The organism is Collinsella aerofaciens ATCC 25986, assembly GCF_010509075.1.
GTDB lineage: Bacteria > Actinomycetota > Coriobacteriia > Coriobacteriales > Coriobacteriaceae > Collinsella > Collinsella aerofaciens.
This window is the reverse complement of the sequence record NZ_CP048433.1, coordinates 664,548-688,545: the sequence shown is the minus strand read 5'-3', so window position 1 is coordinate 688,545 and position 23,998 is coordinate 664,548. Positions and strand designations below refer to the sequence as shown.

Annotated in this window: 24 protein-coding genes; 21 read left to right on the top strand and 3 right to left on the bottom strand. The window is 60.1% G+C overall.

The window, feature by feature from the left end; all coding sequences use genetic code 11:
• The first annotated feature begins 128 nt into the window (after nucleotides 1–128).
• The 10 genes from rpsB (at nucleotide 129) to GXM19_RS03160 (ending at nucleotide 10,242) form a co-directional block, all read left to right on the top strand.
• The gene (gene rpsB, locus GXM19_RS03205) at nucleotides 129–857 is read left to right on the top strand and encodes a 30S ribosomal protein S2 (protein WP_006236109.1); all 729 of its coding nucleotides are present in this window, start codon (nucleotides 129–131) and stop codon (nucleotides 855–857) included.
• Between the two features lie 45 nt (nucleotides 858–902).
• Nucleotides 903–1,772, top strand: coding sequence for a translation elongation factor Ts (tsf, locus tag GXM19_RS03200; protein WP_006236110.1), 870 nt, complete (start codon nucleotides 903–905; stop codon nucleotides 1,770–1,772).
• Between the two features lie 118 nt (nucleotides 1,773–1,890).
• Complete coding sequence (pyrH, locus tag GXM19_RS03195; RefSeq protein ID WP_040359955.1) at nucleotides 1,891–2,613, top strand: UMP kinase; 723 nt, start codon at nucleotides 1,891–1,893, stop codon at nucleotides 2,611–2,613.
• Between the two features lie 2 nt (nucleotides 2,614–2,615).
• Nucleotides 2,616–3,152, top strand: coding sequence for a ribosome recycling factor (frr, locus tag GXM19_RS03190; protein WP_006236112.1), 537 nt, complete (start codon nucleotides 2,616–2,618; stop codon nucleotides 3,150–3,152).
• Between the two features lies 1 nt (nucleotide 3,153).
• A complete protein-coding gene (locus GXM19_RS03185; protein WP_040359958.1) occupies nucleotides 3,154–3,948 on the top strand; it encodes an undecaprenyl pyrophosphate synthase in 795 nt (264 codons plus the stop codon).
• Between the two features lie 2 nt (nucleotides 3,949–3,950).
• A complete protein-coding gene (locus GXM19_RS03180) occupies nucleotides 3,951–4,850 on the top strand; it encodes a phosphatidate cytidylyltransferase (RefSeq protein WP_227790438.1) in 900 nt (299 codons plus the stop codon).
• Nucleotides 4,850–6,037: a 1-deoxy-D-xylulose-5-phosphate reductoisomerase gene (gene dxr, locus GXM19_RS03175; protein WP_006236115.1), complete on the top strand. Its 1,188-nt coding sequence runs from the start codon at nucleotides 4,850–4,852 to the stop codon at nucleotides 6,035–6,037. The genes GXM19_RS03180 and dxr overlap by 1 nt, the downstream gene beginning before the upstream one ends.
• 25 nt (nucleotides 6,038–6,062) lie before the next feature.
• The gene (locus GXM19_RS03170; RefSeq protein ID WP_006236116.1) at nucleotides 6,063–7,424 is read left to right on the top strand and encodes a M50 family metallopeptidase; all 1,362 of its coding nucleotides are present in this window, start codon (nucleotides 6,063–6,065) and stop codon (nucleotides 7,422–7,424) included.
• Between the two features lie 13 nt (nucleotides 7,425–7,437).
• On the top strand, nucleotides 7,438–8,520 hold the full coding sequence (ispG, locus tag GXM19_RS03165; protein ID WP_229026295.1) for a flavodoxin-dependent (E)-4-hydroxy-3-methylbut-2-enyl-diphosphate synthase: 1,083 nt from the start codon (nucleotides 7,438–7,440) through the stop codon (nucleotides 8,518–8,520).
• Nucleotides 8,521–10,242, top strand: a complete 1,722-nt coding sequence (locus tag GXM19_RS03160) for a proline--tRNA ligase (protein ID WP_006236118.1) — start codon at nucleotides 8,521–8,523, stop codon at nucleotides 10,240–10,242.
• 178 nt (nucleotides 10,243–10,420) lie between these two features.
• Here GXM19_RS03160 and GXM19_RS03155 read toward each other — a convergent pair whose 3' ends face one another.
• Together GXM19_RS03155 and adhE are read right to left on the bottom strand one after the other, a co-directional pair.
• Nucleotides 10,421–11,185: an aminoglycoside phosphotransferase family protein gene (locus tag GXM19_RS03155; RefSeq protein ID WP_006236119.1), complete on the bottom strand. Its 765-nt coding sequence runs from the start codon at nucleotides 11,183–11,185 to the stop codon at nucleotides 10,421–10,423.
• Between the two features lie 89 nt (nucleotides 11,186–11,274).
• A complete protein-coding gene (adhE, locus tag GXM19_RS03150; protein WP_006236120.1) occupies nucleotides 11,275–13,923 on the bottom strand; it encodes a bifunctional acetaldehyde-CoA/alcohol dehydrogenase in 2,649 nt (882 codons plus the stop codon).
• Nucleotides 13,924–14,255: 332 nt separating this feature from the next.
• Here adhE and GXM19_RS03145 point away from each other — a divergent pair, with 332 nt between their 5' ends.
• On the top strand, nucleotides 14,256–15,032 hold the full coding sequence (locus tag GXM19_RS03145) for a transposase (RefSeq protein WP_006236121.1): 777 nt from the start codon (nucleotides 14,256–14,258) through the stop codon (nucleotides 15,030–15,032).
• Nucleotides 15,033–15,217: 185 nt separating this feature from the next.
• Here the strand turns inward: GXM19_RS03145 and rpmB are convergent, their stop codons facing one another.
• Nucleotides 15,218–15,406, bottom strand: coding sequence for a 50S ribosomal protein L28 (rpmB, locus tag GXM19_RS03140; RefSeq protein WP_022094725.1), 189 nt, complete (start codon nucleotides 15,404–15,406; stop codon nucleotides 15,218–15,220).
• Nucleotides 15,407–15,858: 452 nt separating this feature from the next.
• Here rpmB and pyrR point away from each other — a divergent pair, with 452 nt between their 5' ends.
• From pyrR to thiI, 10 genes are all read left to right on the top strand, one after another.
• Entirely contained in the window at nucleotides 15,859–16,443 is a 585-nt protein-coding gene (gene pyrR, locus GXM19_RS03135) for a bifunctional pyr operon transcriptional regulator/uracil phosphoribosyltransferase PyrR (RefSeq protein ID WP_006236123.1), read from the top strand.
• A 4-nt stretch (nucleotides 16,444–16,447) separates the two neighbouring features.
• Nucleotides 16,448–17,392 carry an aspartate carbamoyltransferase catalytic subunit gene (locus GXM19_RS03130; RefSeq protein ID WP_035138537.1) on the top strand — a complete coding sequence of 315 codons (945 nt, stop codon included), beginning with the start codon at nucleotides 16,448–16,450 and terminating at the stop codon, nucleotides 17,390–17,392.
• A complete protein-coding gene (locus tag GXM19_RS03125; protein WP_006236125.1) occupies nucleotides 17,376–18,665 on the top strand; it encodes a dihydroorotase in 1,290 nt (429 codons plus the stop codon). Before GXM19_RS03130 ends, GXM19_RS03125 begins: the two co-directional genes overlap by 17 nt.
• Before the next feature lie 116 nt (nucleotides 18,666–18,781).
• Nucleotides 18,782–19,549, top strand: a complete 768-nt coding sequence (locus tag GXM19_RS03120; protein WP_006236127.1) for a dihydroorotate dehydrogenase electron transfer subunit — start codon at nucleotides 18,782–18,784, stop codon at nucleotides 19,547–19,549.
• A 14-nt stretch (nucleotides 19,550–19,563) separates the two neighbouring features.
• On the top strand, nucleotides 19,564–20,472 hold the full coding sequence (locus tag GXM19_RS03115; protein ID WP_006236128.1) for a dihydroorotate dehydrogenase: 909 nt from the start codon (nucleotides 19,564–19,566) through the stop codon (nucleotides 20,470–20,472).
• Entirely contained in the window at nucleotides 20,466–21,182 is a 717-nt protein-coding gene (gene pyrF / locus GXM19_RS03110) for an orotidine-5'-phosphate decarboxylase (RefSeq protein ID WP_006236129.1), read from the top strand. Before GXM19_RS03115 ends, pyrF begins: the two co-directional genes overlap by 7 nt.
• 239 nt (nucleotides 21,183–21,421) lie before the next feature.
• Nucleotides 21,422–21,730, top strand: coding sequence for an integration host factor, actinobacterial type (gene mihF / locus GXM19_RS03105; RefSeq protein WP_006236130.1), 309 nt, complete (start codon nucleotides 21,422–21,424; stop codon nucleotides 21,728–21,730).
• The gene (gmk, locus tag GXM19_RS03100; protein WP_006236131.1) at nucleotides 21,731–22,300 is read left to right on the top strand and encodes a guanylate kinase; all 570 of its coding nucleotides are present in this window, start codon (nucleotides 21,731–21,733) and stop codon (nucleotides 22,298–22,300) included. It abuts the gene before it with no gap.
• Nucleotides 22,301–22,305: 5 nt separating this feature from the next.
• Nucleotides 22,306–22,587, top strand: coding sequence for a DNA-directed RNA polymerase subunit omega (locus GXM19_RS03095; RefSeq protein WP_035138532.1), 282 nt, complete (start codon nucleotides 22,306–22,308; stop codon nucleotides 22,585–22,587).
• The gene (gene thiI / locus GXM19_RS03090) at nucleotides 22,588–23,832 is read left to right on the top strand and encodes a tRNA uracil 4-sulfurtransferase ThiI (protein ID WP_006235944.1); all 1,245 of its coding nucleotides are present in this window, start codon (nucleotides 22,588–22,590) and stop codon (nucleotides 23,830–23,832) included.
• Nucleotides 23,833–23,998 lie beyond the last annotated feature (166 nt).

The window sequence follows — 23,998 nt, the reverse complement described above, 5'->3', positions numbered from 1 at the left end:
TCACGGCAACATGTTTTTATCACGCACGCGCGGCTACTTCATACCGTGGTGCCCGGGCTTTGGTAGCACATGTCCGGGTTGGTTTTGGAGGATGACCCCGCGCGGAGGCAAACCACAGGAGGTTTAACATGGCTACCAAGATTAATATCCGCACCCTGCTCGAGGCCGGCTGCCACTTCGGTCACCAGACCCGTCGCTGGAACCCCAAGATGAAGCCGTTCATCTTCGGTGAGCGCAACGGCATCTACATCCTCGACCTCAAGCAGACCATCCTCGACGCTGACCAGGCCTACACCTTCGTCAAGAACGTCGCCAAGGGTGGCAACGTGCTGTTCGTCGGCACCAAGAAGCAGGCTCAGGAGGCCGTCAAGAACGCTGCTGAGCGCGCCAACATGCCTTACATCAACCAGCGTTGGCTCGGCGGTATGCTGACCAACTTCGTCACCATCCGCTCCCGCATCAACCGCATGGAGGAGCTCGAGGCCATGGTCGAGGACGGCCGCATGGCTGTTCTGCCCAAGAAGGAGCAGGCTGTGCTCGGCAAGGAGCTCACCAAGCTCCAGACCAACCTCGGTGGCGCCCGCGACATGAAGGGTCTGCCTCAGGCTCTCTTCGTCATCGACACCAAGCGCGAGGAGAACGCCATTAAGGAGGCCCAGCGCCTGAACATCCCCGTCGTCGCCCTGATCGACACCAACTCCGATCCCGATGAGGTCGAGTACGGCATCCCCTGCAACGATGACGCTATCTCCGCTGTCACCCTTATGTGCGAGCTCATGGCTGACGCCTGCCTCGCTGGCTCCGGCAAGGAGCAGGTCTCCGAGGCCGAGATGGCCGCTGAGCCCAAGGCCGAGTAAATCAGTCTTAGTTAATTCTTTTTCATCTCTTTGAAAGGAACCACAATGGCCCAGATTACCGCCGCTATGGTCAAGCAGCTCCGCGAGATGACCGACTCCCCGATGATGGAGTGCAAGAAGGCTCTCGTCGAGGCTGACGGCGACATGGACGCCGCTGTCGACGTCCTGCGTAAGAACGGCCTTGCCAAGGCTGCCAAGAAGGCTGGCCGTGAGACCAACGAGGGCGCTGTCGCCGCGTTCGTCTCCGAGGATGGCAAGACCGGCGCTCTGCTCGAGCTCTCCTGCGAGACCGACTTCGTTGGCTCTAACGCCAAGTTCACCGGCTTTGCTTCCAAGGTCGCTGAGGTTGTCGCTACCACCGAGCCTGCTGACGTCGACGCTCTGCTCGAGAAGCCGATGGGCGAGGAGACCGTTTCCTCCGAGCTCACCGAGATGATTCACATCATGGGCGAGAACATGAAGATCTCCCGCTTCGCTGCCCGCAAGGCTGAGAACGGCGCGCTCGCTTCTTACATCCACATGGGTGGTAAGATCGGCGTCCTCGTCGAGTTCGTCTTCGAGAAGGCTGAGACCGCTCAGGCTGAATCCTTCAAGACCTTCGCTCACGACGTTGCCCTTCAGGTTGCCGCCGTCGCCCCGATCTGCGCTACCCGCGATCAGGTTCCGGCCGAGACCGTCGAGCACGAGAAGCAGATCTACATGGCTCAGGCTGCCGAGTCCGGTAAGCCCGAGGCTATCCAGGAGAAGATGGCTGTCGGCCGTCTGGAGAAGTTCTACAAGCAGTCCGTGCTCACCGAGCAGGAGTTCATCAAGGACAGCTCCCTCACCATCAAGAAGTACGCTGAGCAGGTCTCCAAGGAGCTCGGCGACACCATTACCGTCGTTGCCTTTGACCGTCTGGTCCGTGGCGAGTAAATAAGCTCTTGTAGCTGGTAATGAGCAGGCTGTGGGTTTTACTCACAGCCTGCTTTTTCATGGCTCTTCTTAGAGCCTTTGATAGAATGTTGAGAGTTCAATCTAAAGGAGGATCGCTTTGTCCGACATCCGATATAAACGCGTGCTTCTTAAGCTTTCCGGCGAAGCACTGATGGGCGACGGCCAATATGGCATCGACCCCAAGGTTACCGACCATCTTGCCAAGCAGGTCAAGGAGCTACTCGCCGTTGGCCATGAGGTCGGCGTCGTTGTCGGCGGCGGCAATATTTTCCGCGGCATGGCCGGCGCTGCCGGTGGCATGGAGCGTGCTCAGGCCGACTACATGGGCATGCTGGCAACCGTTATGAACGCGCTCGCCCTGCAGGATGCCTTCGAACATAACGATGTTCCCTGCCGCGTGATGAGCGCTATCCAGATGAACGAGATCTGCGAGCCCTATATTCGCCGTCGCGCCATCAACCACCTTTCCAAGGGCAACGTCGTTATTTTTGCTGCCGGTTCGGGCAATCCGTACTTTACGACCGACACCGCCGCGGCTCTTCGTGCGTGCGAGATCGGCGCCGAGATTCTGATCAAGGCCACCAAGGTCGACGGCATCTATGACAAGGATCCCGTCAAGTGCGCCGATGCCGTCCGCTTTGACAAGATCACCTACCATGAGGTGCTCGTCCGCGGTCTGCAGGTTATGGATTCCACGGCTACGGCACTGTGCCAGGACAACCGTATGCCGATTTTGGTCCTCAACATCGATGGCGAGGACACCGTCAAGCGCGCGCTCGCGGGTGAGCCCGTCGGCACGCTCGTCTATCAGGAGGATTAAGCATGGCAGAGAACATCACCGCCCACATGGACAAGTCGCTCGAGTCCCTCAAGCATAACTTCTCCAAGGTCCGTACCGGCCGCGCCAATGCCAACATTCTGTCCGACATCACCGTCGATTATTACGGTGTTCCCACGCCGGTCACGCAGGTTGCCGCCGTCAAGACCCCGGAGGCCCACATGCTGCTCATCGAGCCGTGGGACAAGGCGCTTATCAACGCCATCGTCAAGGCCATCGGCGCTTCCGATTTGGGTATTACCCCCAACTCCGATGGCACCGTCGTTCGTCTGCCGTTCCCGGCTCCCACCGAGGAGCGCCGTCGCGAGCTCGTCAAGGAGTGCCGCGAGTACGCCGAGCAGGCCAAGGTGTCTATCCGTAACATCCGTCGCGACTTCAACAACAAGCTCGAGCGCGATGAGGAGCTCACCGAGGACGATGTCCGTCGCGAGCAGGCTAAGGTCCAGAAGCACACTGATGAGTATGTCGCCAAGGTCGAGGAGCTTCTGAAGGAAAAAGAAGCCGAGGTCATGGAGATCTAAGGTGCAATACGACGAGCATAAACTGGTCGAGTACTTTGCCGACGCCCCCGCGGGCGTCGGTTTTTCCGACCTTGACCTCAATAACATTCCGCACCATATCTCGTGCATCATGGACGGCAACGGTCGTTGGGCCACATCGCGCGGTCTTGCACGCACCGAGGGCCACAAGGCGGGTATCGTCTCCCTTCGTGAGATTATTACCGCCTGCGTGCGTCTGGGCGTCGACGTGCTTTCGGCCTATGCGTTTTCTACCGAAAACTGGAACCGCCCGCAGCATGAGGTCAACGTCTTGATGCACCTGTTTGCCAAGACGTTCATCGACGAGCTGCCGCTTCTGAAGCGCGAAAACGTGCGCGTTGTCTTTTTGGGTGACATTTCCGCGCTGCCCAAGAAAACCCGTGACGTTTTTGAACGCGGTCTTGCCGAGTGCGCCGATCACACCGGCATGACGCTGGCGCTTGCCGTCAACTACGGCGCGCGTGCCGAGATTACCCGCGCTGTCCGTCAAATCGCACTCGACGCTGCCGCCGGTAAGATCGATCCTGGCGCAATTGATGACGACATGGTGGCTTCCCACCTCTATACCGCCGGTCTTCCCGATCCTGAGCTTGTGATTCGCACCTCTGGTGAGCTGCGCCTTTCGAACTATCTGCTGTGGCAGGTGGCTTATTCAGAGTTCTACGTCACCGATACCTATTGGCCCGACTTTGATCGTTGGGGCCTTGTCGACGCCATTTTGGCCTATCAGGGCCGTGACCGTAGGTTTGGTGGACTGAGCAAGACCGAGGAGGCTTAATCGTGTCCGATCGTCCCAAGGCATCTGCTCCCAAGACGCCTGCGCGTAAAGCTGCCACTGCGGGAGCGCCTGCAGCGAAGAGCGGCAGCGGTTCGTGGCTGGCGGGCTTTATTACCCGTGCCGCCGCCGGTATCGTCTACGCCGTTGTCTTTATCCTGTGCCTGGTTTTGGGTATCGTGCCCACTGCCATCTTTGTTTCCGTCATGAGCGGTCTGTGCTGTTATGAGTTTTTCCGTATGACGAGGCTCGATGGCAAGATGGCTAACGAGCGCATGGGTATCGCTGCCGCCGTACTCTTTCCGCTGTCGGCGTTGGGCGATTCGATGTTGCTGAATGCCCTGCTTTTTGCCCTGATGCTCGCTGTGGGCATTTGGTATGTCTGGTCGCCGCGTACCCGCATCTCTGATGTGGCCGTGACGCTCATGGGTCCCATCTACACTGGCTTTATGCTGTCGGCTATCGTGCTGCTGCGCGATGCCGTGCCCGGTTTTGCCGGCGCCCTGCTTTCAGTGGGCGTTTGCGCGTCCCTTTGGGTCTCCGATTCGTTTGCCTACATTGTGGGCAGCCGTATCGGCAAGCACAAGATGGTTCCCAAGATCTCTCCCAAAAAGAGCTGGGAGGGGTTTGTCGGCGGCATCCTGGGCTCGGTTTTGATTTGGCTCATTCTGTGGGCGACGCACTTCTACAAGCTCAGCCTGCCCTATGCGCTGCTGTGCGGCGTGGTCGTGTCCATTTTGGGCGTTATCGGCGACCTTATCGAGTCGCGCATCAAGCGTGGCGTGGGCGTCAAGGATTCCGGCAACCTTATCCCGGGCCATGGCGGCATGCTCGACCGTAGCGACTCGCTTATCTTTGGCTGCATTACCGCTCAGCTGCTTTTGATGATCGGAGGCGTGCTGTAATGTCATTCCAGACGACGTATGGCTCCGATGGACGTCTCCGTGTTGCCATCCTGGGCTGTACGGGCTCTATCGGCACCCAGGCGCTCGATGTGTGCCGTCAGCATGCCGATCGCCTGCAGGTGACGGCGCTATCCGTTAACTCCAGTACCTCCGAGCTCGTTGCCGCTGCCCGCGAGTTCTCGGTTCCGGCGGTTGCCGTGGCCGATGTCGCTCATGGCGATGACGCCGTGCTGCAGGAGTTGCCCGAGGGAACGAAGCTCGGCGTTGGCGCGCAGGCGGTTTGCGAGCTCGCGCGTCGCGACGATGTCGACTGCGTGCTTGTCGCTATTGTGGGTGCCGCCGGTCTCGAGGCGAGCCATGCGGCCTTGACCTCGAATAAGCGTCTTGCCCTTGCCAACAAGGAGTCCCTCGTCGTCGGTGGCGACTTGCTTATGCCGTTGGCGCAACCGGGCCAGCTTATTCCAGTCGACTCTGAGCACTCCGCCATCTACCAGTGCTATCTGGGGGAGAACCCGCGCGAGGCTCATTGTATTTGGCTCACCTGCTCGGGCGGTCCGTTCTTTGGCCGCGCGCGCGACGAGCTCAATCGCGTGACGCGTGCCGATGCCCTCGCACATCCCACGTGGGCCATGGGTGCTAAGATCACCATCGACTCCGCCACCCTCATGAATAAGGGCCTGGAGCGCATTGAGGCCATGCATCTGTTTAACTGCGACCTCGATTTCATTAACGTGGTCGTGCAGCGTCAGTCCAAGATTCACTCTATGGTCGAGTTTGCCGACGGCTCCGTGATGGCGCATCTCGGTGCTTCCGACATGCGTATTCCCATCCAGTTCGCGTTCTCGTATCCCGAGCGTTGGGATACCCCGGCGCCTCGTATCGATTTCCGCGAGCTGGGGCAGCTCACGTTTGATGCTGCCGACATGGATACCTTCCGCTGTCTGGCACTGGCCGAGCGTGCCGGCAAGACGGGTGGCACCATGCCGTGCGTGCTCAATGCCGCCAACGAGGTCGCCGTCGATGCCTTCCTGCACGATGGCTGCAGCTTTACCGATATCGATCGCATTGTGGAATCCTGCATGGATGCCCACGATATGCAGGCGGTCGATTCGTTTGAGCAGCTTCGCGACATCGATGCGTGGGCGCGTGAAAAGGCTGCGCAGGTACTCGCCGCAACCCGTTCCTAACCCATAAGGATTGCTTTTTCGTTTTATGGATACTGTTCTGAGCGTTCTCTCATCGGTCTTTTGGGGCCTGCTGATGCTTTCCGTCCTCGTGTTTTTGCACGAGGGCGGCCACTTTTTGGCGGCGCGTGCCTGCGGCGTCCGTGTGACCGAGTTCTTTTTGGGCCTGCCGTGCCGCTTTGACATCCATTACACGTCGCGTCGCATTGGAACCAAGTTTGGCGTGACCCCGCTGCTGCTGGGTGGCTACGCTGCCATCTGCGGTATGGATCCGACCGATGTCTCCTGCGCCGATCGCGTGCTCGCGGCTATCTATCGTCATGGTCGCGTGACCGTGGCCGACCTTGCTGTCGAGCTCGAGCTATCCGAGGAGGTTGTGCTCGAGGCATGCGCCTTGCTCTTGGGTTGGGGCTCTATCGCGCCTTGGTATGAGGAAGGGGAGAAGCCCTCGCCGAGCTACTATCCCACCAAGTATCAGACGCTGCCGCGAGACGCGGCGGGTTACACCACCTTTGACGGCCGTCGTTTCGATCGAGAGCATGCGACTACCGAGGGCGATGTGTGGGAGCTGCCGTGCGGCGAGGCTGATTTCTTGGCGCAAGAGCGCTCGCACACTTATCTGGGCCAGGGTTTTCTCAAGCGCGCCTTTATGCTGCTCGCGGGCATTCTCGTCAATATCCTGACGGGCTTTTTGCTGCTTATGAGCATCTACTCTATTGCGGGTGTCACCGTGCCGATGGATACCAACGTGATTGGTCAGGTTGACGAGGGGTCTATTGCCGCCAAGGCGGGTATCGAGGGCGGCGACGCGATCCTTTCGGTTGACGGAGTATCGTGCTCTACCTGGATGGACGTTTACGATGCCATCGGCAAGGCCGCCGGTAAGGACGATATCGCCATTGAGTATGAGCGCGACGGCAAGCAGCATTCGACCTCGGTTGCGCTCAAAGAGGACGAGCGCCTAGGTGTGTATGCCTCTACGCAGGTGGTCCGTTTAGACCCCATCACGTCGGCTCGCCTTTCGTTCTCCTATGTCGTGCAGACAGCGGAGGGCGTGATGCGCCTGCTCCAGCCGCAGCATACGATGGAGATTCTCGATCAGTCTTCTTCGATCGTGGGTATTAGCGTTATGTCCTCACAGGCTGCTGCTGCCGGCCCTGCCACGTTCCTTTCGTTTGCCGCCCTCATTTCGTTCTCGCTTGGCTTTATGAACCTGCTGCCCATCCCACCACTCGATGGCGGCAAGCTGGTCATCGAGATCATTCAAAAGATTGCCGGCCGCGAGCTTCCGCTCAAGGTCCAGACGATTGTGAGCTATGTGGGCATCGCGCTCTTTGCGCTGCTGTTTGTCTATATGCTTCGTTCCGACATCCTTCGATTTATTCTGTAGGGGAGTGTTTGGATTGTCTTTATCCCATCCTTTGCCTCGCGATTTGACGCGCCCCGTGCATGTGGGCGGTGTGCAGATCGGTGGCGGTGCGCCGGTGGTGGTCCAATCCATGACCTGCACCGATACCGCTGATGCCCAGGCAACGCTTGCGCAAGTGTGCGCGTTGGCGCAGGCTGGCTGCGATATCGTGCGTGTGAGCGTGCCCACCGAGGCCGCGCTTGAGGGTTTCCGCACCATCTGTGCCGAGTCTCCGGTGCCAATCGTTGCCGATATCCACTTTAACCACAAGCTGGCCATCGGCGCCGTCGAGGCTGGTGCCGCCAAGCTTCGCATCAATCCCGGCAATATCGGCGATTGGGCTAAGGTCGATGCCGTCATCGACGCCGCCGGCGCTGCTGGGTGCGCGATTCGCATTGGCGTGAACGCGGGCTCGCTTGAGCAGGATATCGCCGAGCGCGAAGACCTCACGCAGCCCGAGAAGCTCGTGATGTCGAGCGAGCGTTTCGTCAAGCACTTTGAGGACCGCGGCTTTACGAACATTGTGCTTTCGGCCAAGGCCCATAGCGTGCAAACGACGCTTGATACCTATCGAGCCCTGTCGCGTGAGATTCCCCACGTTCCGCTTCACCTGGGCGTGACGGAGGCGGGGACCAAGCTCCAGGGCACCATCAAGAGCTCTGTAGGCTTGGGTATCTTGCTTTCCGAAGGCATTGGCGACACCATGCGTGTGTCGCTCACAGCCGATCCGGTTGAGGAGCCGCCGGTTGCCTGGGGTATTCTGCAGTCGTTGGGCCTGCGTCGCCGTGGCCCCGAGATTGTCTCGTGCCCCACGTGCGCCCGCTGCCAGGTTAACCTCATTCCCATCGCCGAGGAGGTCACCGAGCGGCTTAAGAACTACTCCGCGCCGCTTTCTATCGCTGTGATGGGATGTGCCGTTAATGGCCCCGGTGAGGCTTCTGATGCCGACCTGGGCGTTGCTTGCGGACGTGGTCAGGCCTTGCTCTTTTCGCATGGCCAGATCATTGGTAAAGTAGCTGAGGACCAAATTGTCGACGCGCTTATGGCAGAGGTCGACAAACTTATTGAGGAGAAATAAATGACCCGAGCAATGTATATGTCTAAGCTCTATGCGCCGACGCTTAAAGAGGATCCGGCGGACGCTGAGCTCGCCAGCCACCGCCTGCTGCTCCGTGCCGGCATGATCCGCAAGGAGGCCGCCGGTCTGTATTCCTACCTGCCGCTCGCATGGCGCTCGATTCGCAAGATCGAGAACATCGTGCGCGACGAGATGGATGCCGCCGGTGCCCAGGAGCTCATGATGCCCATTATGGTCGACGCTGAGCTATGGCGCGAGTCCGGCCGCATCGACGCCTATGGCAAGGAACTCGTGCGCTTCGATGACCGCCACGGCCGCGAGTTCGTGCTGGGCCCCACGCACGAGGAGACCGTGACCGCCCTGGTTCGCAATGAGCTGCGTTCCTACAAGCAACTGCCCGTTAACCTCTACCACATCCAGGACAAGTTCCGCGACGAGTTCCGTCCCCGCTTTGGCCTGATGCGCGGTCGCGAGTTCATCATGAAGGACGCCTACAGCTTCTCTGCCACGCAGGAGAGTCTGCAGGAGGAGTACGACAAGATGAAGCAGGCCTACGCCAACATCTGCGAGCGCTGCTACATCAAGGCTCTGCCCGTTGTCGCCGACTCCGGCGAGATCGGTGGCGACACCTCCGTCGAGTACATGGCTTTGGCCGACGCCGGTGAGGCCTCGCTCGTCTACTGCGACGAGTGCGGCTTTGCTGCCGATGACGAGGCCGCAAGTACCAAGGTCGTTGTGACCGAGGGTCCTGGCGACGGTACGCTTACCAAGGTCGAGACTCCGGGTATGGGCACCATCGAGGCCGTTGCAAAGTTCTTCGGCTTCCCCGAGAACGGCACGCGCAAGTCGCTGGCACTCATCGACGCTGAGGGCAAGCCTGTCGTGGCCATCGTTCCGGGCGATCATGAACTCAACGACTGCAAGGCCGAGCATGTCTTTGGCAAGGGCTATCGCATGATGACCGATGAGGAGCTTCAGGCGAACGGCCTGCACAAGGGCTTTATCGGACCGGTCAACCTGCCCGAGGGCATCCGTCTGGTGTGCGACGAGAGCCTGCGCGAGTCCAAGCAGTGGGCCTGCGGTGCCAACGAGGTCGATTATCACTTTACCGGTGCCTGCCCCGAGTGCGACTTTACCGTCGACGAGTGGGCCGACCTGGTCACCGTCGTTGCCGGCGATCCTTGCCCGCACTGCGGCAAGCCGCTCTCTGCTGCTCGCGGCATCGAGGTTTCCCAGGTCTTCCAGCTGGGCACCAAGTACTCCGAGGCCATGGGTGCCACCTTTATGGATGAGGACGGCAAGGAGAAGCCGCTCATCATGGGTTGCTACGGCGTGGGCGTGTCCCGCTCGCTTGCTGCCGTCGTGGAGCAGCACAACGACGAGCACGGTATCGTCTGGCCGGTCTCCGTTGCCCCGTACGAGGTCGCGGTGATTCCGCTTGATCCCAAGAAGGAAGAGTGCGCTACCGTCTGCGAGCAGATTGTTGATGGCCTGTGTGCCGAGGGTATCGAGGTCGTCGTCGACGATCGCGATGAGCGTCCGGGCTTTAAGTTTGCCGATAACGACCTCATGGGCTTCCCGTATCAGGTGGTTCTGGGCAAGCGCGGCCTTAAGAATGGCACCGTTGAGCTCAAGGACCGTGCTACGGGCGAGCGCGAGGACGTGGCGATCGACGAGGTCGTTGCCAAGGTTGCCGAGCTTGTTAAGGCAGCCCGCCGTTAATCGACGATTTCGCTTGTAGTTCGATATGTGGGACGGCCCCGCATTTCTCCAATCGGGGAGATGCGGGGCCGTCCTATTATCTTGTAGCATCCTCGATATCTAAAAGGAAAACCCCACAGCCCATGCGAGCTGCGGGGTTTTCCATTATGCCTCCGATGCGAAATAAATCGCTCAGATATTACTGATAATCGACGACGTCGATCCAGTTCTTCAGGAACTCATCGTTCACGTTGCGCTTACGAGCGAGCTCGGAAGCGGCGACGATGCTCGTCCACTGACGCACGACCTGCATGGGCATGTCGGCACGGTCGCAGTAGAGCTCCAGGTAGGCCTCGGCCTGGTCCTTGCTGTTGAGGGCAAAGAGCAGGTAGGTGGTGGCAACGTCGGCAGCAGGGGAGCCCTGGGTGGCGTGTGCCCAGTCGCACACATAGAGCTGGCCGTCGTCGCCGACGATGACGTTGGAGGGGTTGAAGTCGCCGTGGCAGACCTTGAACTCCTTGGTCATGCCGTCCAGACGCTCCTGAAGGTTGTAGCGCGTGGTGGCATTGAGCTGATCAAGGCTGTCGATCATACGGGCGAACTTGTCGCGCTGACGGTTGAGCAGCGGGGAGGTGTAGCCGTGGATCTCGATCTGGAGGTCGACGAACATCTCGAGGTACTCACCAAAGCGCTGGGGCTCGGCAGTCATCTTCTCGGCAAGGGTGGTGCCCGGAACCTTCTCGGTCACGAGCGCCCAGCCGTTGGCGTTCTCGAGCTGGGAAACCTCGAGAGCCTTGGGGCTGCGGATGCCGCACTCATTGATGCGGGCAAGATTCAAAGCCTCGTTGAACACGTCGGAGACAGGCTTGGTCTCGTTAAAGACCTTGACGATCTTGTCGCCCAGGTCGTAAACGACCTTGTTGCCACGGCGGACGAGCTCGGTCTTGGAATCGGGTAGCAGCATGGTTGCATCCTTTCAACGATGCGATAGAAGCGACGGCGGGGGTGTGTGAAACACCCGTGCACCCCCGCCGCAAAAAACCGTGCTAAAAACTAGCAGACGGCGTAGTCCTGGGGCTCGCGGCCGTAGTAGGCGTCCAGGTAGAGCTCCTTGATCTCGCTCATGAGCGGGTAGCGCGGGTTAGCGCCGGTGCACTGGTCGTTGAATGCCTGCTCGGTCATCTCGTCGAGGGTGTCGAGGAAGTACTGCTCGTCAACACCGTAGTCGGCGATGGTCTTCTTGACACCGATGAAGTCCTTGAGCTCCTCGAGCTTCGTGATGAAGTTCTCGAAGACCTCCTTGTCGTCCTTGCCCTCGATGCCGCAGTACTTGGCCATCTCGGCGTAGTTGTGCAGCGCGTTGGGGTAAGGATACTGGGAGAAGGTACCCATCTTGACGGGAGCCTCGGCGGCGTTGTAGCGCATGACGCGGGTCAGGATGACGGCGTTAGCGATGCCGTGGGGCAGGTGATGGAAAGCGCCGAGCTTGTGAGCCATGGAGTGGTTGAGGCCCAGGAAGGCGTTGGCGAAGGCCATACCGGCCATGCAGGAGGCGTTGTGCATCTCCTCGCGGGCGTGCGGGTCCTTGGCGCCGTTCGTGAAGCTGGAGGGCAGGTTCTCAAAGACGAGCTTGGCAGCGCGCTCGGAGAGGCCCTTGGTGTAGTCGGAAGCCATGATGGAGACGTAGGACTCGATGGCGTGGGTCATGACGTCGATGCCGGAGGCAGCGGTCAGGCCGCGCGGGGCGGTCATGCAGTTGTCGGCGTCGACGATAGCCATGTTGGGGAGCAGCGCGTAGTCGGCGAGCGGCCACTTGATGCCGGTCTCCTTGTCGGTGATGATGGCGAACGGCGTGCACTCGGAGCCGGTACCCGAGGAGGTCGGGACGGCGACGAAGTAGGCCTTCTTGCCCATCTCGGGGAAGGTGAAGATACGCTTGCGGATGTCCATGAAGTCCATGGCCATGTCCTCAAACTTGCACTCGGGGTGCTCGTACATCATCCACATGATCTTGCCGGCGTCCATAGCGGAGCCACCGCCGACGGCGATGATGACGTCCGGCTCAAAGAGAGCCATCTGCTTGGCGCCGCGACGTGCGCACTGCAGCGACGGATCGGGCTCGACGTCGTAGAAGCAGTCGTGGGCGATGCCCATCTCGTCGAGCTTGGCCTCGATGGCGCGGGTGTTGCCATTCTTGAAGAGGAACTGGTCGGTAACGATGAAGGCGCGCTTCTTGCCCATGACGTTGCCAAGCTCGTCGAGGGCGACGGGCGTGGAACCCTTCTTGAAGTAGACCTTCTCGGGAGCGCGGAACCACAGCATATTCTCACGGCGCTCGGCCACAGTCTTAACGTTGATCAAGTGCTTCACCCCAACGTTCTCGGAGACGGAGTTGCCGCCCCAGGAGCCGCAGCCCAGGGTCAGAGACGGCTTCATGCCAAAGTTGTACAGGTCACCGATGCCGCCGTGCGAGGACGGGGTGTTGATGACGATACGGCAGGCCTTCATGACGTGCTCGAACAGGCTGATCTTCTCGGCCTGGGCGGGGTGCACGTACAGAGAGGCGGTGTGGCCCGGGCCACCGGCGAGCACCAGGTGCTCGGCCTTGTCGACGGCCTCCTGGAAGTCCTTGGCGTGGTACATGGCCAGGACCGGGGAGAGCTTCTCGTGGGAGAACTCCTCCTTGGCGGGGTCGGTGGAGGTGACCTCGGCGATCAGGATCTTGGTCTTGGCGGGAACCTTGATGCCGGCGAGCTCGGCGATCTTGGCGGCAGCCATGCCGGGGATGCGGTGATCGAGGGCGCCGTTCTTGAACATGGCGGCACGCAGGGCCTCCATCTCGGCACCCTGCTTGACGAAGTAGCAGCCGCGCTTCTGGAACTCGGCCTTGACCTGGTCATAGATGCTGTCGATGACAGTCACGGACTGCTCGGAAGCGCAGATCATGCCGTTGTCGAAGGTCTTGGAGTGGATGATGGAGTTGACGGCGAGCAGCACGTCGGCGGTGTCGTCGATGACGACCGGGGTGTTACCGGCGCCAACGCCCAGGGCGGGCTTGCCCGAGGAGTAAGCGGCCTTGACCATGCCCGGGCCACCGGTGGCGAGGATGATGTCGACGTCGCGCATGACCATGTTGGTCAGCTCGATGGAGGGGACATCGACCCAGCCGATGATGCCCTCGGGGGCGCCGGCCTTGACGGCGGCGTCAAGCACGAGCTTGGCGGCGGCGATGGTGCACTTGGCGGCAGCCGGGTGCGGGGAGATGATGATGGCGTTGCGGGTCTTCAGGCAGATCAGCGTCTTGAAGATCGCGGTGGAGGTGGGGTTGGTCGTCGGGATGACGGCGCCCACGATGCCGATGGGCTCGGCGATCTTGGTGATGCCGTAAGCCTCGTCGCGCTCCAGGACACCACAGGTCTTGGTGTTCTTGTAAGCGTTGTAGATGTACTCTGCGGCGTAGTGGTTCTTGATGACCTTGTCCTCAAGAACGCCGCGGCCGGTCTCCTCGATGGCCATCTTCGCCAACGGGATACGAGCCTTGTTGGCGGCCATGGCGGCCTCATAGAAGATCTTGTCGACCTGCTCCTGCGTGTACGTAGCAAAAAGCGCCTGGGCCTCTCGCATCTGAGCGAGCTTAGCCTCAAGCGCCTCTACGTTGTCCACAATTGCGGGAGTAGTGTTTTCCGGTGACTTTTTCACCATTTGTGTCTCCTTGCGATCGGAGATTTACCCTACGCCTTGCATGATAGCAAGAAATTATTCGGTGAACGGTAAGATTCCCGTAAAAGGCACACTAAACCGCTTCAATAAAATGAAGCGTTTTAACTAAAACTATCTGCCTGCTCCATCTCCCCGCTCATTGGGGACAGACTTACATGAGTGCTTTCACTCATTTGGGACAGACATCGTTTTGCCATTTTGCCGTTCTGAACCTGTTTTTGCCGATCATTGGATATAAATAGGTCACAGGCTCAGCATTTCGCGTTCCTTCTCTCCTTTTAGGTGTTGCCTGTTCAGTTTTGAAAGGAGAGATTATGCCCCGATGTGCCCGCGCCGTTTCGCTCACCGGCTATTACCACGTCTTTGACCGTGGCAACTCCAAACAGATTATTTTTGAAGATGACTCTGACCGATATCGTTTCTTATCGGACATCTCGGACAGGTTTGCACGCCATAAAGTGGCAGTGTTGGCTTGGTGCCTTATGGACAACCACTTCCATTTGATGGTTGATGACCCATATGACAACCTTTCAAAGGCAATGCAGTGCGCACTGACGGCGTATGCTAAGTATTTCAATGGGAAAACGGGAAGAACGGGCCATCTGTTTGACAATCGCTATTCGCGTGTTGCGGTTGAGTCGGACACACAGGCGGTGCAGCTACTCGATTATATCCATCTCAATCCTGTGAAAGGTGCGATCGACTCTCTCGAAGCATACCGCTGGTCAAGCTTTAGGGCATACCAGCTGGGCTACGATCCCTTTGACATCTGCGATGCGGCCCCTATGCTCGATATTGTCGGGGGGTCTCGTCACTATTGTGAGCATCTTAAGGAAGTTGCCGGGCGGATCTGGTCAGTTGAGATTCTTCCACGCCGACGGATCCTCGATGAGGATGCTCTTTCCGTTGCGCGCGAAGTCCTTCCGAGCATAGATCCTGCGCTGCTCAAGGCCCTGCCACGCCCCGATCGTGATGCGTGTCTGCTGAGGCTCAGGCGGGCACATCTCACGGTCAAGCAAATTGCCCGTATCACCGGCATCGGCGCTACAAGCGTGACCAAGGCCACCGTAGGCTGGAGGGAGGCTGCGTGAGGCAGGGGCCGAACCGCTGCCGGCATGCGTAATGTCTGTCCCAAATGCGTGAAAACACTCATGTAAGTCTGTCCCCAATGAGTGCAAAAAGGCGCCTTCATTGGGGAGGGCGCCTTTGGTAAGTTCTATATGAACGCGAGGTCTTTGACCCGGAGAGTCCGAGGTACTTGTTGGTAAGACCTTATTTAGGAGCGCGCAACCTTGCCAGACTTGAGGCAGGTGGAGCAAACGTTCATCTTGCGACGGTGACCATCGACGACGACGTAGACGCGCTGGATGTTGGGGCGGAACTTACGGTTGGTGACGCGGTGAGAGTGGCTGATGGAGCGACCGGCAACGGGGTGCTTACCGCAAACTTCGCAAACTTTGGACATAACTGACCCTCCTTGGGCGACAAACGAACATGTCGCGTTAACAAACAAGCCTGAACTATAGCACAGAAGTCGCTCCCTGTGCGCAATCTACACAGAGATATTCCTCTTTTGGCGATAGTGCCCACGCCACGGCCCTGGACGTAGATCCGATTTGCGTGCAGCAGAGGGGATTATGCCAGCTCGTGCGTGCGTTTTCAAGCTCGTCCCACAAATATATATAGGTTTATGGAGCATTGGGCTCCGTTTACGGATTGCTCTGTATTTATGCTCGCAATTAAGCCCGAGGTTGGCTACACTATCCCTTGACCATTAAAGGGGTACGAGATACCCACATGGAATTACATAGCTGCCAAAGAGCAGCCTTTCCTGTGGGTGTCTGGTCCGTTTTAAGCGGTCGGGCATCTATTTTTTTTGACTGTGTCAGCAGTCAAGACATGTGAGGAAGGAGATCGATGGGCACGACTTCCCCCAAGGCGGTCATCATGGACGAGACCGCCGTCAATCGAGCGATGACCCGCATCGCGCACGAGATTCTCGAGCGCAACGAGGGCTGTGAAGACCTCGCTCTGGTCGGCATCGTCACGCGCGGCGACCTTCTGGCAAAGAAGCTCGCCGAGGAGATCAAGGAGATCGAGGGCGTCGACGTTCCGCTCGGCAGCCTCGATATCAGCTTCTACCGCGATGACTACGCTACCAATTTCGCTCCCGCGATCCACGCCACCAACATTCCCTTCAGCGTCGATGGCAAACGCGTCGTTTTGGTGGACGACATCCTGTACACGGGTCGTACCATCCGCGCCGCTCTAGACGCCGTCATGGACCTGGGCCGTCCGAGCCGCATTGAGCTGGCAGTCCTCGTTGACCGCGGCCACCGCGAGCTCCCCATCTCGCCGGACTTTGTCGGCAAGAACGTTCCCTCGTCGCATGAGGAGAACGTGCACCTATATATGAAGGAAGTCGACGGCCACACCGCTGTCGAGATTAACGACGTCGCGCCGGGTTCCCACGTGGGCTCCGCGCCGCTGGGAGGTGAGTAGTACCGTGGCGTTCAACCATAAGCACCTGATCGACATTACCGAGTACTCCGAAGAGGACATCAAGCTCATCCTCGAGACCGCCAAGGCGTTCTCCGAGGTCAACGAGCGTGCCATCAAGAAGGTCCCCACGCTCAAGGGCAAGACCATCGTCAACATGTTCAACGAGCCCTCGACGCGCACCCGCAGCTCCTTCGAGCTCGCCGAGAAGCGTCTTTCGGCCGACAGCCTCAACTTTGGCGGCTCCTCGACCTCCACGGTCAAGGGCGAGAGCCTCGTCGACACCGTCGAGACCCTCAACGCCTACAAGATCGACTGCATCGTCGTGCGCGATAAGCACGCCGGTGCTCCCTACATCGTCACGCAGAACTCGCCCGCGAGCGTCATCTGCGCCGGTGACGGCAAGCACAACCATCCCACGCAGGCCCTGCTCGACCTGTACACCATCTGGGAGCACAAGGGTGACTTCCACGGTCTGAAGGTCGCCGTCGTCGGCGATATCGCGCACTCCCGCGTCTGCGGCTCGCTGATTCCCGCCCTTAAGATCATGGGCTGCGAGACCTACGCCGTCGCCCCCGGCACGCTGCTGCCGCCGGCGCCCGAGGTCCTGGGCTGCGACCACGTGACGAGCGACCTCGATTCCGTCCTGCCCGAGCTGGACGTCGTTTACATGCTGCGCGTGCAGCAGGAGCGTCTCGAGGGTGCCCCGTTCCCGACCATTCGTGAGTACCACAAGCTCTTCGGTCTGACCAAGGACCGCGAGAAGCTCATGAAGCCCGACGCGATTATCTGCCACCCGGGCCCCATCAACCGCGGCGTCGAGTTCGATTCCTATATGGCCGACCACCCGCAACGCTCCGTCATCCTGGAGCAGGTCTACGCCGGTATCTGCGTGCGTATGGCTATCCTGTATCTGCTGCTTGGAGGTGCCGATAATGGCCTTGCTTCTTAAGAATGCCCACGTCGTCGACCCGTCCGTCGAGCTTGACGGTGTCGTTGACGTCCTGATTGACAGCGACAAGATCGCCGAGGTCGGCGAGAATCTCGCCGTCGAGGGAGCCGAGGTCCGCGACCTTTCCGGCAAGTACCTCGTCCCCGGCCTGGTGGACATGCACGTCCACCTGCGCGAGCCCGGCTACGAGGTCAAAGAGGACATTGAGAGCGGCACCCGCGCAGCTGCCAAGGGCGGCTTTACCGGCGTGTGCGCCATGCCCAACACCGACCCCGTTACCGACAACGGTACCGTCGTTGAGTTTGTCAAGTCCCGCGCTGCCGAGGTCGGCCACTGCCGCGTCTATCCGTCGGGCGCCATGACCCGCGGTCTTAAGGGCGAGGCCATGTCCGAGATGGGCGATATGGTCGCCCACGGCGCCGTCGCCTTCACCGACGACGGTCGCGGCGTGCAGGGCGCAGGCATGCTCCGTCGCTGCATGGACTACGGCAAGATGTTCGGCAAGGTCTTTATGAGCCACTGCCAGGACGAGGACCTGGTCGGCCACGGCCAGATCAATGAGGGCAAGGTCTCGACCCGCCTGGCTCTCGAGGGCTGGCCGGCTGCCGGCGAGGAGCTCCAGATCGCCCGCGACATCGAGATCGCCAAGCTGACCGGTGCCAAGCTGCACATCCAGCACATCTCCACCGCCCATGGCCTGGAGATCGTGCGTGCCGGTAAGGCCGCTGGCGTTCAGGTTACCTGCGAGGCCACCCCGCATCACATGTTCCTGACCGAGAACGACCTGGACGAGACCTACAACACCTCGCTCAAGGTCAATCCGCCGCTGCGTACCGAGGAGGATGCCGAGGCCATCCGTCAGGGCGTCATCGACGGCACCGTCGACGCTATCGTCACCGATCACGCTCCCCACACCCCGTGGGAGAAGGCCCGCGAGTTCGAGCTTGCGCCCTTTGGCATGATCGGCCTCGAGACCTCGCTGTCGCTCGTACTCACCGAGCTGGTCAACACGGGCAAGATGAGCATGGGCCGTATGGTCGAGCTCATGGCCATCAAGCCGCGTGAGATCCTGGGCCTCGACCAGGTTCAGGTCAAGGCGGGCTCCGTTGCCGACCTGACCGTGTTCGACCCCTCTGCCACCTGGACGGTCGGCGAGGACGGTTACGAGTCGCGCGCCGAGAACTCCGGTTTTGCCGGCCGCACGCTTACCGGTCGTGCTACCGATGTGTTTGTCGGCGGTAAGCAGACGCTCGCCGACGGCTGCATCTGCTAGCATAGCCTTATCGCTTTTGTGCGCGGCGCCCTTGCGGTGCCGCGCTTTCTATTCGTTTGGACCATGCAACCGCATGGGGGATTGGAGCGTTTATGCCCACACCTTCCACTGCACGCATGCATGACTTCGAGGTCGTCTCGAACCGGGAGATTGCCGACGGCGTCTTCTCGCTCGTCATCTCGGCCCCCAAGCTTGCAAGTGCGCTCAAGCCCGGTCAGTTTGTGAACATCGCCGTACCCGGTGATGCGTCCTCGCTGCTTCGCGTGCCCCTGAGCTACTACCGCGCCGACGCCGAGGCCGGCACCGTCGAGCTGTGGTACGCCGTCGTGGGCGACGATACCCGTCGTTTGTCCCAGATGGGCCCTGGCTCCTCCTCTAACCTGCTGGGCCCCGGTGGCCGTGGCTGGATGGTACCCGAGGGCACCAGGAAGGCCCTGCTCGTCGCCGGTGGCATCGGCGTTCCGCCTGTGCTGTGTCTTGCCGGTATGCTTGCCGAGCAGAGTGTTGATGTGGACGTGTGCCTGGGCTTTGGCACCGCTTCCAAGGCCGTGGGCATCGACGAGTTCCGCGCGCTGGGCGCCACGGTTAACGTGTGCACCGACGATGGCACGCTGGGCACGCACGGTTTTTGCACCGACCCGGCAGCCGAGCTGCTCGGCGAGGGCGGCTACGACTACGTCGCCAGCTGCGGTCCCGCCGTCATGATGAAGAAAGTCGCCGCCGCTGCCGCCGAGGCCGGTGCGTACTGCGAGGTGTCGCTCGAGCGCATGATGAGCTGTGGCTTTGGCGCCTGCAACACCTGCAATGTCGAGACGGTCGACGGTATGAAGGGTGCTTGCATGTGCGGCCCCGTGTTCGATGCTTCCAAGGTGGTGGTCTTCTAGTGGGTACCGTGAACATGGCCGTCGATTTCGGCGGCGTCAAGATGCAGAACCCCATCAACACCGCAGCCGGTACCTTTGGCTACGGTTGGCAGTTCCAGAACTTCTTTGATGTTTCCCAGCTGGGCGCCATCACCACCAAGGGTTGCGCTGCCGAGCCCTGGCCCGGCAACCCCGCGCCCCGCATGGCCGAGATCCCCGGCGGTATGATCAACTCCGTGGGCCTTCAGAACCCCGGCGTGGCCGCCTTTGCTCGCGAGTCCGGTCCGTGGCTCGAACAGCTGTCCAAGGACGGCTGCCAGGTCATCTGTCAGGTTGCCGGCCACTCCGTTGACGAGTTTGTCCGCGCACTCGAGATGTATGTCGAGCTGTGCCCCTGGGCTGCAGGCTACGAGATCAACGTGAGCTGCCCCAATATCGCCGCCGGTGGTGCCGCCATGGGCTCCACGCCCGAGGGCGCCTCATCCGTTATGGCTGCCTGCCGCAAGGTGACCGATAAGCCGCTGTTCGTGAAGATGGCGCCGGTCAACGTCGCCGAGATTGCCAAGGCCCTCGAGGCTGCCGGCGCCGACGGCCTTTCGGTCATCAACTCCATTCAGGGCATGGCCATCGACGTCCATACCCGCAAGTCCCGCGTGGCCAAGCCCAAGGGCGGCCTTTCGGGCCCGCTGTGCCACCACATCGCCGTGCGCATGGTCTGGGAGGTTGCCCAGGCCGTCGATATCCCCATCAACGGCGTCGGCGGTGTCATGACCGGCGAGGATGCGGCCGAGTTTATCCTGGCCGGCGCCACCTGCGTGTCGGTCGGCATGGCCAACTTCGTCGATCCGTGCGCTTCGCTCAAGATCGCGCACGAGCTCGAGGCCTGGGCTGAGTCCCAAGGCGTGAAGGACATCAACGAACTGGTAGGTGCTTTCGAATGCTAGAGACCGATGCCCGCGACCGCGTAATCGTCGCTCTCGACTGCGACCGCGAGCGTGCGCTCGAGCTCGCCCACGAGCTTTCGGGCCATGCCGCCTGGCTTAAAGTTGGTATGACGCTCTATTACGCTGAGGGCCCCGAGATCGTCAAGACCTTTAAGGACCTGGGCTTTAAGGTTTTCCTTGACCTTAAGTTCCATGACATTCCGCATCAGGTTCGCGGTGCCGCCCGCTCGGCCTCGCTTGCCGGTGCCGACCTGCTCTCGGTTCACGGCTTGGGTTCGGGCGCCATGCTCGCTGCCTGCCGCGAGGGTGCCGAGGAAGCACGCGAGGACCGCGCCAAGCTCGTCGCCATCACCGTGCTCACGAGCATGAATCAGGATGCCTTGAGCGAGATTGGCGTCGAGTCGCCGGTGGCCGAGGAGGCCGCCCGCCTGGCAAAGCTCGCTCAGGCCAGTGGCATCGATGGCATCGTGTGCTCGCCGATGGAGGCTCACGACATGCGTGAGCTGCTGGGTCCTGATGCCCTGATCGTGACTCCGGGTGTGCGTCCGGTGGGCGCCGCCTTAGGCGACCAGTCCCGCGTGGCGACGCCTTCCCAGGCTATCGAGCGCGGCGCAAGCCACATTGTGGTGGGCCGTCCCATCACCGGCGCCGACGATCCGGTTGCCGCCTTTGACGCCATCGTCGCCGAGCTGGTCGAAAACGTCGCGTAAAAGATTCCCCTAAGTCACCACTTTTGGGTCTCATTAGCACAAAATAGCCCCTGTGCCTGCGTAAACTTTCCCATCCTTTGTGTGGAATCGCAGGTCAGGGGCTTAACTTTGGGCGCAGTATATTGCACTTTTTGCGGGTATCGTCTAACCTATGGAGCCGCGATTGGGCATTTTGCACGTTCTACGTGCTAAAATGCCAATTATTGAATCAGATATAACCCAACTATTTGGAGGTACGAATGGCACTCCCTCAGCTTACCGATGAGCAGCGCAAGCAGGCTCTTGAGAAGGCTGCTGCCGCACGTCACGCCCGCGCTGAGCTTCGCGAGCAGATCAAGAAGGGCGAGAAGTCCCTTGAGTCCGTGCTCAACTCCGATGACCCCATCGCTTCCCGCATGAAGGTTTCCACCCTCATCGAGTCTCTCCCTGGTTATGGCAAGGCCAAGGCCGCCAAGATCATGGAGGAGCTCGGTATCTCCGCTACCCGTCGCGTCCAGGGCCTCGGCGTCCGTCAGCGCGAGCAGCTCCTCGAGCAGCTGACCAAATAAGTGAGCGCTCAGGATTCCAAGCTCTTTGTGATTTCTGGACCGTCAGGCGCAGGGAAGGGTACGCTCGTCACTCGTGTGCGCGAGCGCCGCTCGAACCTGGGCCTGACGGTTTCGGCTACCACGCGAGCACCACGCAAAGGTGAGGTCGACGGCGTCAACTACTTTTTTCTGACGCGCGAGGAGTTCGACCGCCGCGTGGCAAACGGTGAGTTTGTTGAGTGGGCCGAGGTCCACGGTAACTGCTACGGCACGTTGGTGAGCGAGGTCACATCCAAGCTCGCCTCTGGCGCATCTCTGATTTTGGAGATCGATGTCCAGGGTGCCCTGCAGGTGAAGGAGCGTTTCCCCGAGGCCGTGCTGATCTTTATCAAGCCGCCTTCGCTTGAGGTGCTCCGCGAGCGTCTAGTCGGTCGCGGTACCGAGACGCCCGAGACGATTGAGCTGCGTATGGCAAACGCCGCCGATGAGCTTGCCCTTGCCGACCGCTACGACGACGTCGTGGTTAATGACGATCTCGACCGCGCGACCGATGAGCTCGTTCGCGTTCTCGATATGCATGAAAGGATCTGAGGTCCGTGTCCGTTGTAAAGCCTTGCATTGACGATCTTCTGGAGAAGACCGATCACAACCGCTTCCTGCTCGCTTCGCTTGCCTCCAAGCGCGCCTGCGATATCAATAGCATGCTGCGTGGCCAGCACAACCGCGTGCTTGCCGTCCAGGATGTCGATGACATCACCATCGGGCTTTCCGGTGCCGACACCATCTCGATGGCTATGGACGAGATTGTCGACGGCGACATCTCTTACGACGAGGCCCGTTACGAGAAGGCGCTCGGCCACAAGGTTGCTGAAGCCTAAATGGCAGCTCGCGTCTGTCTGGTCCACTATCACGAGGTTGGACTGAAGGGCAAGAACCGCGCACATTTTGAGCATATCCTCATGGATAACATCAAGGCGGCCTTGGCCGCCTTTTCCGTGAATGCCGTGTCTCGAATTTCCGGTTATATCCTCGTGACCTTTAACGAGCATCAGGCCGATGAGGCGGCGCGTGTCATTCGCACCGTTCCCGGCGTTGCTCGTGTGTCTTTGGCGTATCACACTAACCGCGACCCGCAGGAGTACTGCGCCGCCGCCGTGAAGGCGCTGCGCGAGTTTGGTTCCTTCGATTCGTTTAAGGTGCACGCCAAGCGCTCCAATACTGACTATGAGCTCACCTCGATTGACATCAATCGTCAGGTGGGCGAGGTGCTGTGCGAGGCGTTTCCTGATAAAAAGGTTCAGATGCACGACCCCGATGCGATGGTGCACGTACTGGTGGTCCAGGGTAGCGTTTATGTGTACGCGCGCTCCGAGCGCGGCGTGGGCGGTCTGCCGGTGGGTTCTGCCGGCAAGGTCGTGACGCTGCTTTCCTCGGGTATCGATTCTCCGGTGGCGACCTGGATGCTCGCGCGTCGCGGCGCGGTGTGCGTGCCGGTACATTTCTCAGGTCGTCCGCAGACGCCCGACACGAGCGAGTATTTGGTGCAGGACATCATCCGTGCGCTTGAGCCGGGTGTCCAGATCGGCCGCCTGTACGTGGTGCCGTTTGGCGACTGCCAGCGTGAGATTTCGGTCACCTGTCCCAGCAACCTGCGCGTGATCATGTATCGCCGCATTATGTATTCGGTTGCCGAGCGCATTGCACACATCGAGGGCGCCAAGGCCATCGTGACGGGCGAATCGCTTGGACAGGTTGCCTCCCAAACGCTTGAGAATATCATGGCCGTTAACGAGGCCGTGAAGATTCCCGTGTTCCGTCCTCTCATCGGTTCGGACAAGCAGGAGATCATCGCGCGCGCCGAGGAGATTGGTACGTTCGATATCTCGACTGAGGCCGCTCCCGACTGCTGCACGCTGTTTATGCCGCGTCGTCCCGAGACGCACGCTAAACTCGATGCCGTGCATGAGGCCTGGGAGTTGTTCGATCACGAGGAGATGATCGAGCGCCTACTCAAGCAGACTGAGTACATCGACTTCGAAAGCAACACGTATAAGGCCCCCAAGACCTTAAAACGCAAACATTCGGAGCTTGCTCCGCGTGAGATTTACCAAGATCACGAGTAAATTTGTGCATAGACCGACGATGCGCCTGCATCGTCGGTCTTTTGCTATCTGGGCTTTTTGCGGCTAAGTGTTCATTTGCTGACGTGTGCCTGAATAAATGGACAGATTTGTGCAAGGTTTTGGTCGGTATTTGGTTTGACCGCTAAAACCGGTTTTGGAGCGTGGC

Bases quoted from the DNA above. Each gene is read 5' to 3' on its own strand.
- rpsB (WP_006236109.1), top strand. From the start codon at position 129: ATGGCTACCAAGATTAATATCCGCACCCTGCTCGAGGCCGGCTGCCAC.
- tsf (WP_006236110.1), top strand. From the start codon at position 903: ATGGCCCAGATTACCGCCGCTATGGTCAAGCAGCTCCGCGAGATGACC.
- frr (WP_006236112.1), top strand. From the start codon at position 2,616: ATGGCAGAGAACATCACCGCCCACATGGACAAGTCGCTCGAGTCCCTC.
- dxr (WP_006236115.1), top strand. From the start codon at position 4,850: ATGTCATTCCAGACGACGTATGGCTCCGATGGACGTCTCCGTGTTGCC.
- GXM19_RS03170 (WP_006236116.1), top strand. From the start codon at position 6,063: ATGGATACTGTTCTGAGCGTTCTCTCATCGGTCTTTTGGGGCCTGCTG.
- GXM19_RS03160 (WP_006236118.1), top strand. From the start codon at position 8,521: ATGACCCGAGCAATGTATATGTCTAAGCTCTATGCGCCGACGCTTAAA.
- GXM19_RS03155 (WP_006236119.1), bottom strand. From the start codon at position 11,185: ATGCTGCTACCCGATTCCAAGACCGAGCTCGTCCGCCGTGGCAACAAG.
- adhE (WP_006236120.1), bottom strand. From the start codon at position 13,923: ATGGTGAAAAAGTCACCGGAAAACACTACTCCCGCAATTGTGGACAAC.
- GXM19_RS03145 (WP_006236121.1), top strand. From the start codon at position 14,256: ATGCCCCGATGTGCCCGCGCCGTTTCGCTCACCGGCTATTACCACGTC.
- rpmB (WP_022094725.1), bottom strand. From the start codon at position 15,406: ATGTCCAAAGTTTGCGAAGTTTGCGGTAAGCACCCCGTTGCCGGTCGC.
- pyrR (WP_006236123.1), top strand. From the start codon at position 15,859: ATGGGCACGACTTCCCCCAAGGCGGTCATCATGGACGAGACCGCCGTC.
- GXM19_RS03125 (WP_006236125.1), top strand. From the start codon at position 17,376: ATGGCCTTGCTTCTTAAGAATGCCCACGTCGTCGACCCGTCCGTCGAG.
- GXM19_RS03120 (WP_006236127.1), top strand. From the start codon at position 18,782: ATGCATGACTTCGAGGTCGTCTCGAACCGGGAGATTGCCGACGGCGTC.
- GXM19_RS03115 (WP_006236128.1), top strand. From the start codon at position 19,564: ATGGCCGTCGATTTCGGCGGCGTCAAGATGCAGAACCCCATCAACACC.
- pyrF (WP_006236129.1), top strand. From the start codon at position 20,466: ATGCTAGAGACCGATGCCCGCGACCGCGTAATCGTCGCTCTCGACTGC.
- mihF (WP_006236130.1), top strand. From the start codon at position 21,422: ATGGCACTCCCTCAGCTTACCGATGAGCAGCGCAAGCAGGCTCTTGAG.
- thiI (WP_006235944.1), top strand. From the start codon at position 22,588: ATGGCAGCTCGCGTCTGTCTGGTCCACTATCACGAGGTTGGACTGAAG.